At 71.4% G+C, this 14,870-nt stretch carries 14 protein-coding genes; 7 read left to right on the forward strand and 7 right to left on the reverse strand.

The annotated features are described in order from the left end of the window. Positions 1 to 34: 34 nt before the first annotated feature. Positions 35 to 532 (reverse strand): threonine/serine exporter family protein, encoded by a 498-nt coding sequence (locus HUX53_RS21730; RefSeq protein WP_176405057.1) that lies wholly within the window; start codon positions 530 to 532, stop codon positions 35 to 37. An 86-nt stretch (positions 533 to 618) separates the two neighbouring features. Further along, positions 619 to 1,641: a glycoside hydrolase domain-containing protein gene (locus tag HUX53_RS21735; RefSeq protein WP_176405058.1), complete on the reverse strand. Its 1,023-nt coding sequence runs from the start codon at positions 1,639 to 1,641 to the stop codon at positions 619 to 621. 423 nt (positions 1,642 to 2,064) lie between these two features. On the opposite strand from HUX53_RS21735, the gene HUX53_RS21740 reads away from it, so the two are divergent. Together HUX53_RS21740 and HUX53_RS21745 are read left to right on the forward strand one after the other, a co-directional pair. Continuing rightward, positions 2,065 to 2,445, forward strand: a complete 381-nt coding sequence (locus HUX53_RS21740) for a DUF11 domain-containing protein (protein ID WP_176405059.1) — start codon at positions 2,065 to 2,067, stop codon at positions 2,443 to 2,445. 43 nt (positions 2,446 to 2,488) lie between these two features. Further along, on the forward strand, positions 2,489 to 3,415 hold the full coding sequence (locus HUX53_RS21745; RefSeq protein WP_176405060.1) for an LLM class F420-dependent oxidoreductase: 927 nt from the start codon (positions 2,489 to 2,491) through the stop codon (positions 3,413 to 3,415). 47 nt (positions 3,416 to 3,462) lie between these two features. On the opposite strand, the gene HUX53_RS21750 is transcribed toward HUX53_RS21745, so the two are convergent. Continuing rightward, positions 3,463 to 5,148 carry an MFS transporter gene (locus HUX53_RS21750; RefSeq protein WP_176405061.1) on the reverse strand — a complete coding sequence of 562 codons (1,686 nt, stop codon included), beginning with the start codon at positions 5,146 to 5,148 and terminating at the stop codon, positions 3,463 to 3,465. A gap of 170 nt (positions 5,149 to 5,318) precedes the next feature. On the opposite strand from HUX53_RS21750, the gene HUX53_RS21755 reads away from it, so the two are divergent. Next, a complete protein-coding gene (locus tag HUX53_RS21755) occupies positions 5,319 to 6,074 on the forward strand; it encodes a TetR/AcrR family transcriptional regulator (RefSeq protein ID WP_176405062.1) in 756 nt (251 codons plus the stop codon). Here the strand turns inward: HUX53_RS21755 and HUX53_RS21760 are convergent. Continuing rightward, positions 5,977 to 6,894 (reverse strand): TIGR02452 family protein, encoded by a 918-nt coding sequence (locus HUX53_RS21760; protein WP_217919727.1) that lies wholly within the window; start codon positions 6,892 to 6,894, stop codon positions 5,977 to 5,979. The two genes, HUX53_RS21755 and HUX53_RS21760, sit on opposite strands and share 98 nt — an antisense overlap. 65 nt (positions 6,895 to 6,959) lie before the next feature. Here HUX53_RS21760 and HUX53_RS21765 point away from each other — a divergent pair, with 65 nt between their 5' ends. After that, complete coding sequence (locus HUX53_RS21765; RefSeq protein WP_176405063.1) at positions 6,960 to 8,381, forward strand: 3' terminal RNA ribose 2'-O-methyltransferase Hen1; 1,422 nt, start codon at positions 6,960 to 6,962, stop codon at positions 8,379 to 8,381. Beyond that, positions 8,378 to 9,652 carry an AAA family ATPase gene (locus HUX53_RS21770; RefSeq protein ID WP_176405064.1) on the forward strand — a complete coding sequence of 425 codons (1,275 nt, stop codon included), beginning with the start codon at positions 8,378 to 8,380 and terminating at the stop codon, positions 9,650 to 9,652. The genes HUX53_RS21765 and HUX53_RS21770 overlap by 4 nt, the downstream gene beginning before the upstream one ends. A gap of 59 nt (positions 9,653 to 9,711) precedes the next feature. Here the strand turns inward: HUX53_RS21770 and HUX53_RS21775 are convergent, their stop codons facing one another. The 3 genes from HUX53_RS21775 to HUX53_RS21785 all read right to left on the reverse strand — a co-directional run bounded on the left by HUX53_RS21775 (position 9,712) and on the right by HUX53_RS21785 (position 12,687). Then, positions 9,712 to 9,978 (reverse strand): zf-TFIIB domain-containing protein, encoded by a 267-nt coding sequence (locus HUX53_RS21775; RefSeq protein ID WP_176405065.1) that lies wholly within the window; start codon positions 9,976 to 9,978, stop codon positions 9,712 to 9,714. Positions 9,979 to 10,045: 67 nt separating this feature from the next. Next, the gene (locus tag HUX53_RS21780; RefSeq protein WP_176405066.1) at positions 10,046 to 10,945 is read right to left on the reverse strand and encodes a phosphotransferase; all 900 of its coding nucleotides are present in this window, start codon (positions 10,943 to 10,945) and stop codon (positions 10,046 to 10,048) included. Positions 10,946 to 10,953: 8 nt separating this feature from the next. Continuing rightward, entirely contained in the window at positions 10,954 to 12,687 is a 1,734-nt protein-coding gene (locus HUX53_RS21785) for an AMP-binding protein (protein ID WP_176405067.1), read from the reverse strand. 426 nt (positions 12,688 to 13,113) lie between these two features. Here HUX53_RS21785 and manA point away from each other — a divergent pair, with 426 nt between their 5' ends. Together manA and HUX53_RS21795 are read left to right on the forward strand one after the other, a co-directional pair. Beyond that, positions 13,114 to 14,229, forward strand: coding sequence for a mannose-6-phosphate isomerase, class I (gene manA, locus HUX53_RS21790; RefSeq protein WP_309237358.1), 1,116 nt, complete (start codon positions 13,114 to 13,116; stop codon positions 14,227 to 14,229). Further along, on the forward strand, positions 14,226 to 14,870 hold a 645-nt coding region (locus HUX53_RS21795), incomplete at its 3' end, for an ROK family protein (protein ID WP_176405068.1). The genes manA and HUX53_RS21795, both read left to right, overlap by 4 nt.

Below are 14,870 nucleotides of genomic sequence, written 5' to 3' on the forward strand. Positions count from 1 at the left end.
AGACCAGGGCCGCGCGGCCCGCGAGCCGCGCCCATCAGGGCCACCGCGACCGGAGCCGCTTGATGTCCCGCAGCCGCCGCTCCGCGCTCGGCAGATCGACGTCGCGGTGGACGACGTCCTCGACCATGCGGTGGATCCGCGCCGCGCGGTACAGGTCCCGGCCGTCATCGGTGCGGGCGACCCTCATCAGGACCCGCGGGTCGCGGTCCTGCGGCGCGTGCTGGACGATGACCGTCCGGCCGACGATGGTGAACTCGAACGGGCTGAGCCCGTAGGTGGCGGCGACCGCGACGATGGAGACCTCGATCGCCCGCGTGTCGGCTCCGGCGACGAACATCTGCTCGGCGAGGTCGAGGACGAAGTCCATCGCCCGCCGCGCCCGCCGGAGGGAGATGTCGGCCCGCTGCGGCGGCAGCCCCGCGAACCGGCTCCCGGCCAGCAGCCCCACCAGCGCGGGATCCTGCGGCGGCTCCTCCACGGTGGCCGGGCGTAGCAGCCGGTTCAGCGCCTTCCGTAGCCGGCCGCTGGGCACGCACCCTCCCGTCTGCAGTCGGCCACCGTCGGACCAAGGACCGCGACACTACTCTAAGTGTTCGCGCCGTCGTGCAGTGTGACCCCTTATCGCCAGAAGAAGACCTTCGCGCTGCCGTCGGTGATGGTCGCCGCCGCGTCGCCGTGCTGGATCAGCTGGAAGCGGACGCGGTGGCCGGAGCGGACGGTGTCGGCGGGGAGGCCGTAGACCAGGTTCATCGTTTCGCCGACCGACAGGAAGTCCTGGACGGGGCCCGCCTCGTACGTGCTCGTGTCCTCGATCTCGATGGCGCGGGCCTGGATGAGGGTTCCCTCGGGGACGCCGGTTACGGTCGCCGAGACCATCAGGCTGTAGCGGGCGGAGCCGGTCAGCAGGCTCGGGCCGCCCGGGTTGTTGTGCTGGTGCTCGGTGTCGGAGTACTCGTGGTCCCAGTTGACGTTCGTCCACCTGCCGGGGGAAAGCTGCTGCTCGGTATCGGTGCCGACGGACACGTAGTCGGGCATGTCGTCCTCTCCCTCGGGCGAGACGCCGACGCGCCACTGCCCGTAGTCGCTCTGCACGGCGCGGTCGTAGTCGACGCCGACGCCGTTGATGGTGTGGTCGTTGGAGTACTGCTGCAGCTGCGCGCGGGAGTCCCAGCGGCCGCCGGACCAGGCGTACGTCTGCCAGCCGTAGGTGATCTTCCCGGCGTCGAACGCGCGGTCGATCGGGCCGTAGCCGCCGTAGAGGCCGACGCGGTCGCGGCCGAGGACGCTGGCGGCGCCGTCCAGGTAGGCGTTGATCTCGTCCTGCTGGGAGGCGGCGGCGTCCCAGTCGGCGGCGAAGTAGATGGGACGGTCGTCCGGCATGCCGCAGGCGTCGGCCTGGGCGGCGGCGTCCTTGGCGTCCGCCACGCCGGCGGAGCGGCCCGCCAGCGGGCGCTGCGCGGTGGACTCCCAGACGACCACCAGCCAGATGCCCGCGTCGGACAGGTCGTCGGCCTCCGCGCGGGTCAGGTTCTTGCCGGTCGTGTCGTGCGACAGGTAGCGGCACGCGAACTTCGCCCCGGCCCGCTTCAGCGCGGCGGCGCCGGGGCGTCCCCACGCGTAGTCGACGCCGAAGACAGCCATGTCAGCTCCATGGGTGGGGGATCGGTTTTGGCTGATTCAACAGCTTTCGCCCCTTACGTCGCAGCAAGTTGGACATGTTCGCAGCTCAGCCGGGGCGTCCGCGCCGACACGCCGCCGGGGCGCTAGGCGGCCGGTGCGGGGCTCGCTAGAACGGACGTGTCCGCAACGAATCCGCAGGCCACGGGGGGTCTCAACATGGTCCGGACATGGAAAGGGCGCGGCCTGGTGCTACTGGCCGCCGTGCCGCTGCTCGGGGCGGCGCCAGTGCCCGCCCACGCCGACGGGCCCGGCCCGACCGCACACAAGGGAGACAAGGGGAGCACCTCGGAACCGGCTCCCCGACCCAGAACCCACCCCAAGCCCAAGGCGCACGTGAAGCCAAAGGCGCACGTGAAGCCTGCGGGGCATGCGGTCGTGCTTCATATGAAGAGCCCGAAGCAGGCCGTCGTTCCCGGGCGCACCTACGAGTGGACGTTCACGGTGACCGCCAAGGGGCCGAAGAAGTCCGGCAAGGCGGTGTTCAGGACGACGCTGCCGAAGTCGCTCGCGTTCGTGTCCGGTGAGAAGCACTGCAAGCCCGCCGGACGGAAGGTCGTGTGCCACCTCGGCACCGTCAAGAAGGGGCACAAGGCCACCGGCGTCATCAGGGCGAAGGTGTCCAGGCGTGCGGAGCCGGGCGAGAAGATCAGCCCGCGCGGGACGGTGACGTGGGGCAAGGCGCACGCCACCCGGAGGTTCCCGGCCGTGCGCGTCGCGCGAAGCGCCGGCCTGGCGTCGGCGAAGACGGCCCCGGCGACGCGCTGACCCGGTGGCGCGACCGGGGCCGGGCGGGTACCAGGATGGAGTCATGCGTCTTCGGATCTTCACTGAGCCCCAGCAGGGGGCGAGCTACGACACACAGCTGGCGGTCGCCAAGGCGACCGAGGACCTCGGCTTCGAGGCGTTCTTCCGCTCCGACCACTTCGTCAAGATGGGCGACGTGACCGGTGAGCCGGGCCCGACCGACTCCTGGATCACGCTGGGCGCGATCGCCCGGGAGACCAGCCGGATCAGGCTCGGCACGCTGGTCACGGCGGCGACGTTCCGGCACCCGGGGCCCCTCGCCATCGCGGTCGCGCAGGTCGATCAGATGAGCGGCGGACGGGTCGACCTCGGTCTCGGGACGGGCTGGTTCGACCAGGAGCACACGGCCTACGGCATCCCGTTCCCGAGCCTGGGGGAGCGGTTCGAGCGGCTGGAGGAGCAGCTGGAGATCCTCGCCGGGCTGTGGGGGACGCCCGCCGGCGAGACGTACTCGTTCAGCGGCGGCCACTACACGCTGGCCGAGTCGCCCGCGCTGCCGAAGCCCGCCCAGGCGGGCGGCCCGCCGATCATCATCGGCGGGTTCGGGGCGAAGCGGACGCCGCGCCTCGCGGCCCGCTACGCCGACGAGTACAACGTCCCGTTCCACGGGGTGGCGGAGACCGGCGAGGCGTTCGGCCGGGTCCGCGCGGCGTCCGCCGAGGCGGGCCGGACGGAGCCGCTGGTGTACTCCGCCGCGCAGGTCGTCTGCTGCGGCCGGGACGAGGCCGAGATCAAGCGCCGGGCGGACGCCATCGGACGCGAGGTGTCCGAGCTGCGCGACAACGGCCTGGCGGGGACGCCCGGCGAGCTGGTCGACAAGATCGGCCGGTTCGGCGAGCTGGGCGCCGAGCGCGTCTACCTGCAGGTCCTCGACATGCACGACCTCGACCACCTGGAGCTGCTGGCCGCGGAGGTCATGAGCAAGGTGTGACGAGCCGAAAGGCCCGCGTCCCGAGGGGCGCGGGCCTTTCCGTTGCGTCAGGCCATCTCCTCTTCCGGGCGCGGGTGCATCGGCAGGAGGAACGCCGCCAGGAACGTCAGGCCGAGCATCCCGACCTCGACCCACAGCGTGATCTTTATGGCGTCGCTGAAGCCGGCCTTGGCCGAGTGCTCCCCGGCCTGCGCGACCGCCTTCTGGACGGCGGGCGCGGCGGTCCCGATCTCGTCCTGCAGCCGGTGGCAGGACGCGGGGACGGCGACGGCGTCCTTGGCGGTGGCGCGGTCGTGGCCGCAGGCGCGCAGGCCGTCCACGATCCGGTCCTGCTGCGGGGCGGGGACGGAGGCCGCGGCAAGGTCGCGGCGCAGCGCGGGCGCGCCGTCGTCGGCGGCGGCCGCGACGTGCCCGCCGAGCAGCCCGAAGAAGATCGTGCCGAGGACGGCGGCGCCGAGCGCGCTGCCGAGCTGCTGGACGGCGGTGAGCGTGCCGCCCGCCGACCCGGTCTCCTCGGGCTCGACGCCGGCGAGGACGGTGTCGAAGAACGGTGCCATCAGCATGCCCATGCCGAGGCCGGTCACGGTCAGGGCCGGGACGAGCTGCCAGGCGGTGACGTCGATCCCGGCGTACTGGAGCGTGGCGTAGGTTCCGGCGATGCCGGCGGCCATGATGGCGGTGCCCGCGTGGATCACCTTGCGGCCGAAGCGCCGCACGGCCTGCGCGACGCCGAATCCGATGATGACGCCGGCCGACCAGGGGATCTGCGCGAGCCCCGCCTTGAGCGGGGAGAAGCCGAGCCCGAGCTGGAAGAACAGGGCCAGCACGAGGGTGCTGCCCGCCATCCCGGTGAAGAACACCAGGCCGACGACGAGGCCGCCGCTGAAGCCGCGCTTGCGGAACAGGCTCGGCACGATCAGCGGGTCGCCGCCGGCGCGCTGCACGCGGACCTCGTACCAGGCGAAGAGGCCCCAGACGGCGAGGGACGCGGCCATCATCAGGAACGTCCAGAGCGGCCAGTCGTGCTCGCGGCCCTGGACGAGCGGGTAGATGAGCAGGCCGGCGGCGAGCGAGGCGAGAGCGGCGCCGGGGAGGTCCAGCCGGGTCGCGTGCTCGGCCCGGCCGGCGGGCAGGAACTTCAGCCCGGCCAGCACGGCGGCGAGGCCGAGCGGCAGGTTGATCAGGAAGATCATCCGCCAGCCGGTGCCGAACAGGTCGGCGTCGATCAGCCAGCCGGCCAGCACCGGGCCGCCGACCGACGACAGGCCCATCACCGGGCCGAACAGCCCGAACGCGGCGCCCATCTCCTTGGCGGAGAACATCTGCTTGATCATCCCGATGCCCTGCGGCAGCATCAGCGCGCCGAACAGGCCCTGCATGGCGCGGGAGCCGATGAGCATGCCGGGGGAGACGGCGACGCCGCACAGCAGCGAGCCGAGCGTGAAGCCGGCCGCGCCGATGACGAACATCCGCTTGCGGCCGTAGAGGTCGCCGAGGCGGCCGCCGGTGATGAGCCCGACCGCCATCGACAGCGTGTAGCCGGCGGCGAGCCACTGGATGGTGGCGGCCGATCCGCCCAGCTCGGCCCGGATCGTGGGGGCCGCGATGTTGGTGATCAGCGCGTCCAGCATGTCCATGATCTCGCCGGCGAGGATCACGAAGAGGGCGACCCAGCGCCAGCGGTAGCCCGCGTCCGCGGTGCCGGGTTCGCGGGACGTCAATGTCTCGGTCATGATCGTCTCCCATCAGGAACAGTGTTCGTAACTACGAACAGCGTTTCTAATCCCGAACGGCGTTCGTGTCAAGTACGATGTTCGTGTCGCCCGAGCTTCTCTCGCTAGTAGAGAAGATATATCGCGTTTCGGGATAGTCAAGATGTATCGCGAGATTGGGAGGTCCCGACGTGGCCACCGCACGCCCGGACAAGCCGGCATCCGACCTGCCGACGCCGCCCGGACGCAGGCCCCGCAAGGCCGCGACGCCGAGGCGGCCGCTCACCCAGGAGGCCATCGTCGAGACGGCGATCCGCGTCCTGGACGCCGAGGGGCTGGAGGCCGTCACCATGCGCCGGGTCGCCCAGGAGCTGGGCACCGGCCCGGCGTCCCTCTACGCGCACGTCTCGGGCAAGGAGGAGCTGCGCGAGCTGATGCTCGACCGGGTCGCGGCCGAGATCAAGCTCCCCGAGCCCGATCCCGCGCGCTGGCAGGAGCAGTTGAAGGAGCTGGCGCGCGAGATCCGCCGCGTCTACACCTCGCACCGCGACATCGCGATGGTGTCGATGGGGCTCGTCCCCACCGGCCCCCACCTGCTGGACGTCGCCGAGGCGCAGCTCGCCCTGATGCGGGCCGGCGGTGTCCCGAAGAAGATCGCCGGTATGGCGGTCGACACCCTCGGCATGTTCCTCGACGCCGACGCCATCGAGGGAACGATCTATTACGCGAAGGCGCCCGCCGGCGAAGACCCGCACGCGTATTTCGAGGAGTACTTCGGGCAGTTCAGGGAGTACTTCGCCGCCCTGCCCCCGGACCGCTATCCGGTCCTCACCGGGATGGTCCGGGAGCTCACGGACTCGGACGACGACGGACGGTTCGAGTTCGGGCTCGACCTCCTCGTCCGGGGCGTCGCGTCCTACGTCGAGGACGAGGAGCGTCCCGGCTAGGCGAAGACGTCCTCGAAGGCGGCCTGCCTGGGGGAGCCTCGGCGGTGTCCCAGACCGCGAAGACGACGTGCTCGAAACGTCCGGCGAACTCCCCGCCCGGACGCAGCGGCCCGGCGAACGCCTCCGCGACCTCCGCCGGGTCGTTGCGGAACACGCCGCAGCCCCACGCGCCCAGCACCAGCCGGCCGTGCCCGTTGGCCAGCGCGACGGCGAGGACCTTGCGGGCGCGCAGCCGGAGCGCGGCGGGAATGCCCTCGGCTGTGGCGGGGTCCCGGATCGCGTCGCGGTTCGGGGCCGGGGACGTCAGGAACGCCACGTCGTACGGCTCGTCCAGCAGCCGGCCGGCGTCGTCCCGGAACACCGGCACGCCGGGCGAGTAGATCATGTGGTCGCTGTAGAGGAGGTCGCGCTGGGCGCGGTGGAAGTCGTAGAACTCCCGCGCCGACAGCAGCGACGTGTACAGGCCGGACGAGCGCGCCAGTCCCTCCTCCTGGGCGTGCGCTCCGTTCAGGAACCCGCCGCCGGGATTCTTCGCGGACGCGAAGTTGAGCGCGAACGGGACCGTCCCGTCGCCGCACAGCCGGTGGGCGGCGGCGAGGGTCGTCTCACCGGTCACCTCGATGCGCGTCTCGGCCTCTGTGGCGGGCAGTCGCTTGAGGAGCGCGTCCAACTCGTCCGGACGGTAGAGGACGGTGTTCTCGACGGCACGGGCGAGGCCTTCCGCGATCGATATCTTTCGGCCGAAAGGCGCCGTGTAGTCGCCGCGTTCGAGGATGGCCACGGTCTCCTGCGCGGTCATGCGGCGGGGATGTCTGCTCATGTCGCGCCGCATTCTGCCGGAAAAAGGAATGCGGGTCATCCGGTTATGTCCGCCACACTTGGGACGTGCTTCTGACGATCACAACGACCATGGACCAGGCGACCGACCTGGGATACCTCCTGCACAAGCATCCGGACCGGGTGCAGCGCTTCGAGCAGTCCTTCGGCACGGCGCACGTTTTCTACCCCGACGCCGGCGAGCGGCGCTGCACGGCGGCTCTGCTCCTGGACGTCGACCCAGTGAAGCTCGTGCGCACGCGCGGCAGAGGCACACCAGATTTCTCACTCGGCCAGTACGTGAACGACCGCCCATACGCGGCGTCGTCACTGCTCGCTTCTGCGATGGCGAACGTTTTCCGTACGGCCATGCGTGGACGGTGCAATCTGCGTCCCGAGCTGGCGGAGTCGGCGATTCCGCTCGAAATCGTCCTGCCGGCTCTCCCATGCAGGGGCGGGCCAGGGCAGGCCGAACGATTCTTCGCGCCACTGGGCTGGGACGTGTCTGCGGTGCCGGTTCCGCTCGATCCGGAGTTCGCCGAGTGGGGCGACTCCCGGTACGTGACGCTCACGCTGACCGGCACGCTGCGGCTCGCCGACGCGCTCAACCAGCTGTACGTGCTGCTGCCCGTCCTGGACGACGCGAAGCACTACTGGCTCGCGCCTGACGAGGTCGACAAGCTCATCCGCGCAGGGGAGGGCTGGCTCGCCGCGCACCCCGACCGGGGCGCCATCACGCGCCGCTACCTCGCCAACCGGCGCGGGCTCGTCCGTACCGCGCTGGGCCGTCTCGCCGACGCCGAGGACGCGCCCGAAGAGGAACTCGACCCCGTGCAGGTCGAAGAGGAGCCGGCGCCCAGCGAGGACTCGGAGCAGGCGGAGAAGGCCGTTTCGCTCGCGGAACACCGTCTCCAGGCGGTCGTGCATGCGCTGCGCGACGAGAACGCCCGGCGCGTCATCGACCTTGGCTGCGGCTCGGGGAAACTGCTCGCGCGGCTGCTCAAGGACGACTTCTTCAGCGAGATCTCCGGTACGGACGTCTCGCACCGTGCGCTCAGCCACGCCTGGCGGAGGCTGCGCTGGGACGACCGGCCGCGCCGCGAGAACGATCGCGTCCGGGACGTCTTCCAGGGCGCGCTGACCTACGCGGACGAACGGTTCGGCGGCTATGAGGCGGCCGTCCTGATGGAGGTCATCGAGCACATCGACCCGCCGCGCCTCGGCGCGGTGGAGCGGGTCGTGTTCGGGCACGCCGCGCCCCGCGTGGTCATCGTGACGACCCCGAACGCCGAGCACAACGTCCGCTACGAGGGGCTCGCGCCGGGCGCGATGCGCCACTCCGACCACCGCTTCGAATGGACGCGGGCCGAGTTCCGCGCCTGGGCGGACCGGGTCGCCGCCGCGCACGGCTACCGCGTCCGCCACGTGCCCGTCGGCGACGACGACCCCGAGGTCGGCGCGCCCACCCAGATGGGAGTGTTCACCCGATGACCGAGATCCGAGTGCCGGAGATGGGGCTCGTCGTGCTGGTCGGCGTGACCGGGTCGGGCAAGTCCCACTTCGCGCGCAAGCACTTCACGCCCACGCAGGTGGTCTCGTCCGACTTCTGCCGCGGGGTCGTGTCGGACGACGAGAACGACCAGTCCGCGTCCGGCGACGCGTTCGACCTGCTCCACTACATCGTGGCCAAGCGACTGCGGCGCGGGCTGCTGACCGTGGTGGACGCGACGAACGTGCAGACCAAGGCGTGGCAGGCGCTGCTGCGGATCGCCAAGGACCACGACGTCATGGCCGTCGCGATCGTCCTCGACGTGCCCGAGAGCCTCGCCGCCGAACGGAACGCGACGCGCCCCGACCGGAACCTGCCGCCGCACGTGATCCCGCGCCAGCGGCGCGAACTGCGGCGCGGCATGCGGGAGCTGACCCGCGCGTTCCGCCGCTACCACGTGCTGACCGGCGCGGACGAGATCGACGCCGCGACGATCGGCTACGAGAAGGCGTGGAACGACAAGCGTGAGCTGACCGGCCCGTTCGACCTCGTCGGCGACGTGCACGGGTGCCGTGCGGAGCTTGAGGAACTGCTCTCCAGCCTCGGCTATGAGATCGAGCGGGACGCGCAGGGGCGCGCCGTAGGGGCGAACCATCCCGGTGGGCGAACGGCCGTCTTCGTCGGCGACCTCGTCGATCGCGGGCCGGATTCGCCGGGCGTGCTGCGTCTGGTGATGGGGATGATGGCCGCCGGCGACGCGCTGTGCGTTTCGGGTAACCTCGCGGGTGAAGGCCACTCGTGGGCGGACGAACGCGACCACGAATGGCACATGGCCGTGGCGGGACGTCTCGCAGAAGGCGACACGAGCGGGCTCGTCCAGCGGACGGAGTCGGTGACCGTCGATCTGGCGTCTCCGCAGTCGGAGGCCGCCGTCACCGAATGGTGGGAGAAGCTCACCGCGGCGGGCGGCGAGGGCATGGTCGTCAAGCCGCTGGGCCCGCTCCCCGGCGACGCGAAGATCCAGCCCGGGATCAAGTGCCGCGGGCCGGAGTATCTGCGGATCATCTACGGCCCGGACTACCTCGAGCCGGCGAACCTCGACCGGCTGCGCCGCAGGTCGCTCGGCCGGAAGCGGTCGCTGGCGATGCGCGAGCACGCGCTCGGCGCCGAGGCGCTCGCCCGGCTCGCCGCCGGGGAACCGCTGTGGCGCGTCCACCAGGCGGTCTTCGACGTCCTGGCGCTGGAGTCCGAGCCCGTCGACCCCCGCCTCTGACAGGTGGGCCGGTAGGGCGTGCGGCCCGCCTCGTCAGGGGCGGGCCGCATCGGGTCGGGTCAGGTCGAGAACAGCATGTTGAAGACGCTGCCGTGGCGGGGGCGGTGGTGACCGCCGTGGTGATGGTGATGCACCGGCCCGGCCGGTGCTCCCCAGCCCGGCGCGGCGGCGGGCGGGGGCGCCGCCCGGTACTGCGACTCCATCTGGGCCAGGGCCTCCAGCTCGCCGTAGTCGAGGAAGATCCCCCGGCAGCTGTCACATTGCTCGATGTGGACGCCGCTGCGGGTGTAGGTCCGCATCACGCCACGACACTTAGGGCAGTGCATCGCTTTGTCGTCCTTCCGGTATGGATCCCCAGGTAGAGGGTAAATGTAGGGCAGATTTCGCGCTAGGTCATGCCGCGTCCCCCGCCGCGGATATTCTCACGCAGGCATCGATCATCGCCTGCTCGGGCTCGTCGAGCACCCGATCATCCCTCCCTGCCGTTATGACGCACGTGGCGGCTATCTGGATCGCAAGACTTCGTGCCGGAATGTCCAGGCTCGTCCACGGGTCGTCCTGTGCGGGGACCGCCGGGCCGCCGGCCGCCCTGTACGCGCCCAGGAACCGCTCCCAGTCGTCCGGGGGGAGAACCCCTGCCGAGTAGAGCGCCGCCGGGCGGGCGAGGTCCCAGGCGGGGTCGCCTCTGCCCATGTCCTCGATGTCGATGAGCCGCCAGTGCCCGTCCTGTATGCGGATCATCTGGCCCAGGTGCCAGTCTCCGTGGATGAGGCGTTCCGTCTGAGCTGGGGGCTCGTCCACCTCGCCGCGTATCCAGGCGGGAAGGGTGACGAACGCGCGACGTACGGCATCCTCTGCAGGACCGTCGCCAAGCCGTGAGACCAGGCGAGCCACCCGTGTTGGACGTCCCCAAGACGGTGCCTCAGCCGGAACGCTCTCTGAATGGAGAGCCGCTAGAAGCCGAGCACCCTCTTCCCAGGGGAGTGCTTGGCTCGGATCGACCGGCTCACCGAATGACGCGAGAGTGACCGTCCTGCCGTCCACGGTGAGCGGCGAACCCAGCGGCGCTATGACGATGCTCGGAAGCGTGCCCGCCAGCCGTATCCGTTCGAGGAACGGAGGCCCGTGTTCACGATCGGCTTGATGCGCCTTCACCACCACGTCACCGACACGCACCACGAGCACGCCATGCCGGTCGTACAAAACCTCAGGGGACGCGGCGGCACGGGCCGAACCATGCCCGATCTCAACGAGCCGGGCGAAGAGCCCGGGCTGGACGGTCTCGGTCTGCACCCGCCCAGTCAACCACTCTGCGCCGACCCCATCCTCCTGTGCGATGAGTCCTCGAACTCGTCCCGCAGCCGCTGCCGGACGACCTTGCCCAGCAGGTTCCTGGGCAGCTCCGTGCGCGGACGGAACTCGGCCGGCACCTTGTAGTGCGACAGATAGCGCTTGCAGTGCGTCCGCAGCTCCTCGTCCGAGAACGGGTAGGCGGGGTGCTCCACCACGTGCGCGATGATGCGCTCCCCGCGCCGCGCGTCCGGCACGCCGACCACGGCGCAGTCGTAGACGGCGGGATGGCGGCGCAGCACCTTCTCCACCTCGGTCGGGAACACGGTGAAGCCGCTCACCTTCATCATGTCCCGCATGCGTTCCAGGATGGTGATGAAACCGTCCTCGTCCATCACGGCGATGTCACCCGTGCGCAGCCAGCCCTTCGACAGGGTCTGCGCGGTGGCGAGCGGCGCGTTCCAGTAGCCGGCGAAGACCTGCGGCCCGCGCACGACGAGTTCGCCCGCCTCACCGGGCGGCAGCACCTTCGTCGGCTCGTCCTCGTCGACGACGACAGCGTCGGTCATGGGCAGCGGCAGCCCGACGGTCAGGTTCCGGGCGGTGCCGTCCAGCGGGTTGCCCGTGACGGCCGGGGACGCCTCCGTGAGCCCGTAGCAGTTGATCAGCCCCTTCGCGCCGAGCCGCTCCAGCCGGTCGATCGTGCCCTGCGTCAGGCCCATCGCGCCGGAGATGAAGACGCGCGGTGACCGCAGGTCGGACGGCCGGAACCGGGGGCTGTCGAGCACCTGCTCGTACAGCGTCGGCACGCCGGGGAAGATGGTCGGCCGGTACTTGCGGATCGCGCGCACCACCCGGTCGCCGTCGTAGCGCGGCAGCAGCACCACCGCCCCCGCCGTCATCACCGGCGCGACCAGGCAGCTCATCAGCCCGAACGAGTGGAACAGCGGCAGGACCGCCAGCGTCACGTCCTCGCCGGGCCGCCCGTCGACGTCCCACGCGTGCTGCTGGCAGGCGTTCGCGACGAGGTTCCGGTGCGTCAGCATCGCGCCCTTCGGACGTCCCTCCGTCCCGCCCGTGTACTGGATCGCCGCCAGGTGCCGCGCCGGGTCGACGGGCAGCTGCCGCACCGGCTGCCGCGCGGGCCGCTGCAGCTCCTTGAACGCGACGACGCCCTGATCGTGCGGCACGTCCGCCGTGATGGCCGCGCGGCGCCGCTGCATCTGCACGAGCGGCAGCCGCAGCGCGATCCGGCGGGGCGCCGGGAGGTAGTCGAGCAGCGACGTCACGACGATGTGGTCCAGCCGCAGCCGGGACCGCACCGCCCGCACCGTCGCGAAGGAACGATCCAGCACCACCGCGACCCGCGCGCCGCAGTCGGCGAGCTGGCGGAGCATCTCCTCCTCGGTGTAGAGCGGGTTGTGCTGGACGGCGATGGCCCCGCGGCGGAGCACCCCCCAGAACGCGATGACCTGCTGCGGGCAGTTCGGCAGGATCAGCGCCACCCGGTCGCCGGGCTGGACCCCGAGCCGGGCCAGCCCGTCGGCGAACCGGTCCACCGCCTCGCGCAGGTCGCGGTAGCAGAGCTGCTTGCCGAAGAAGATCAGCGCCGGCTTGCGCGGATACCGGTCGGCGGCGTCGTCGAGCAGTCGGGTGACAGGGATGTCCGGGATGTCGAAATCGACGGGAACACCAGGCTGATACCTCCGTCGCCAGGGCTTGGAGCGCAGTGACGAGTGCCACATAGCGCACGATTCAACCATTTCTCGGGCGCCCGCGCCGCCGCTTCACCCCCCGGAGGCTCCCGGCGGGCCCACCCCTCGGAGACCGCGACCGGCGTCAGATGCGTCCCGTGCCGCGGCAGACGTTGCATCTCTCGTGGGTGGCGGTGCTGGTCCCGGTCCCGTTGCAGCCGGGGCACGACCGCGTCGCCGGCTTGTTGTGCTTGCCCACGTCCACCACCTCCCCGGCGTTCATCCTAGAGGGTCCGGCCCGCCGGGCACCGTCCCCGTTGAGCAGTTCGAGGGCGGGCCGCCGGAGGTTCATCCGGAATGTCGCTTTGATCACGTGCCGCGGGCACCGCGCCCGCAGGAGCCCGACACTTGTACCCTGTCTGTCACGAGCGCCGACCTCCCGACGTGGCGCACCGAGTAAGGAGAACGCGCGGGTTGGTGCCCCTGCCGCTGTCCACCGTGATCCGGCCCTACGACTGGGGGTCGCGTACCGCGTTGCCGGAGCTGCTCGGCGCCGAGCCGACCGGCCGTCCGCAGGCGGAGCTGTGGGCGGGCGCGCATCCGGCCGCCCCCTCGTCGGTGGACGGGACGCCGCTGAACGTTCTCATCGAGCGCGACCCGGCGGGGATGCTCGGCGCCGCCTCGGTGGCCCGCTTCGGCCCGACGCTCCCTTACCTGCTCAAAGTGCTCGCCGTCGAGAAACCGCTATCTCTCCAGGTGCACCCCACCACGGCGCAGGCCCGCTCGGGCTTTGCCGCAGAAGAGGCGCGCGGCATCCCGATCGACGACGGCACCCGCACCTACAAGGACCCTTTCCACAAGCCGGAAATGGTCTGCGCGCTCACCGACTTCCACGGCCTCTGCGGTTTCCGCGACCCCGCGGAAACGGCGGCCGTCCTCGAAAGCCTCGCCGTCCCCGAACTGCACCCGTGGATCGCCGCCCTCCGCGACGACCCGCCCGCGAAAGCGCTTCGCACCGTCCTCACCCAGATGCTGGACGAGAGTTCCCGCCCCATCCTCGCCGCGGTCGAACCCGTCCTCACCGGCGTCTACGCCGACATCGCCGGCGCCCACCCCGGCGACCCGGGTATCCTCGCCGCCCTCCTGCTCAACCACGTCCGGCTCAAGCCCGGCGAAGCCCTCTTCCTCGACGCCGGAGTTCCCCACTCCTACCTGGGCGGTCTCGCGATCGAGGTCATGGCGAACTCCGACAATGTTCTGCGCTGCGGCCTCACCGGAAAGCACATGGACGTCCCCGAACTGATGCGCGTAGTGGAATTCGCCCCCTCCGCCCCCGCCCGGGTCGAACCGGCCGAAAACGAATACAGCACGTCCGCCGAAGAATTCACGCTCGTCCGCCACGACCTCACGGACACCCCGTACGACCTGCCGACCGGCCTCCCCCAGACACTCCTCTGCCTGGACGGCGAGGCCCGGCTCGCGTCCTTGACCCTCACCCGGGGCGAGGCCGCCTTCATCCCCGCCGGGGCCCCGGCCGCCGCCCTCACCGGAAAGGGCACCCTCTACCGGGCGCTCCCGGGGATCGGGTCATGACCGTCCTCGCCCTCGACATCGGCGGCACCAAGTTCGCCGTCGCCCGCGTCGACGCGTCCGGGACCCTCCTCGACCGCGCCGAGCACCCCGTCGGGCAGTCGCCCACCGCGACCCTCCGCGGCCTCGTCGCCGACTTCGCCGACCGCGGCGTCACCGGCATCGGGATCGGCTCCGCGGGCCCGATCGACACGATGGCCGGCACCGTCAGCCCGATCAACATCCCCCGCTGGCGCGGCTACCCGCTCGTCGCCGCCGTCCAGCGCCTCGTCCCCGGCGTCCCCGTCTCCCTCGCCGGCGACGCCCAGTGCATGGCCCTCGGCGAATGGTGGCGCGGCGGCCACTCCGGCTCGTCCCTCCTCGGCATCGTCGTGTCGACCGGCGTCGGCGGCGGCCTCATCATCGACGGCCGCCCCTGGACGGGACGGACCGGCAACGCCGGCCACATCGGCCACGTCCTCGTCGACCACGACGGCGAACCCTGCGTGTGCGGCGCCCGCGGCTGCCTGGAGACGGTCGCCTGCGGCCCCAGCATGGTCCGCTGGGCGCTCGCCCAGGGCTGGACCCCCGCCACCGCCCGCCCCGCCCCCTGCCCCCTCTACCCCTCTCCCCCTGCCGACGCAGACGACACGGCCGCGCCCTGG

It is taken from the genome of Actinomadura sp. BRA 177, assembly GCF_013372625.1.
Classification (GTDB): Bacteria; Actinomycetota; Actinomycetes; order Streptosporangiales; family Streptosporangiaceae; genus Spirillospora.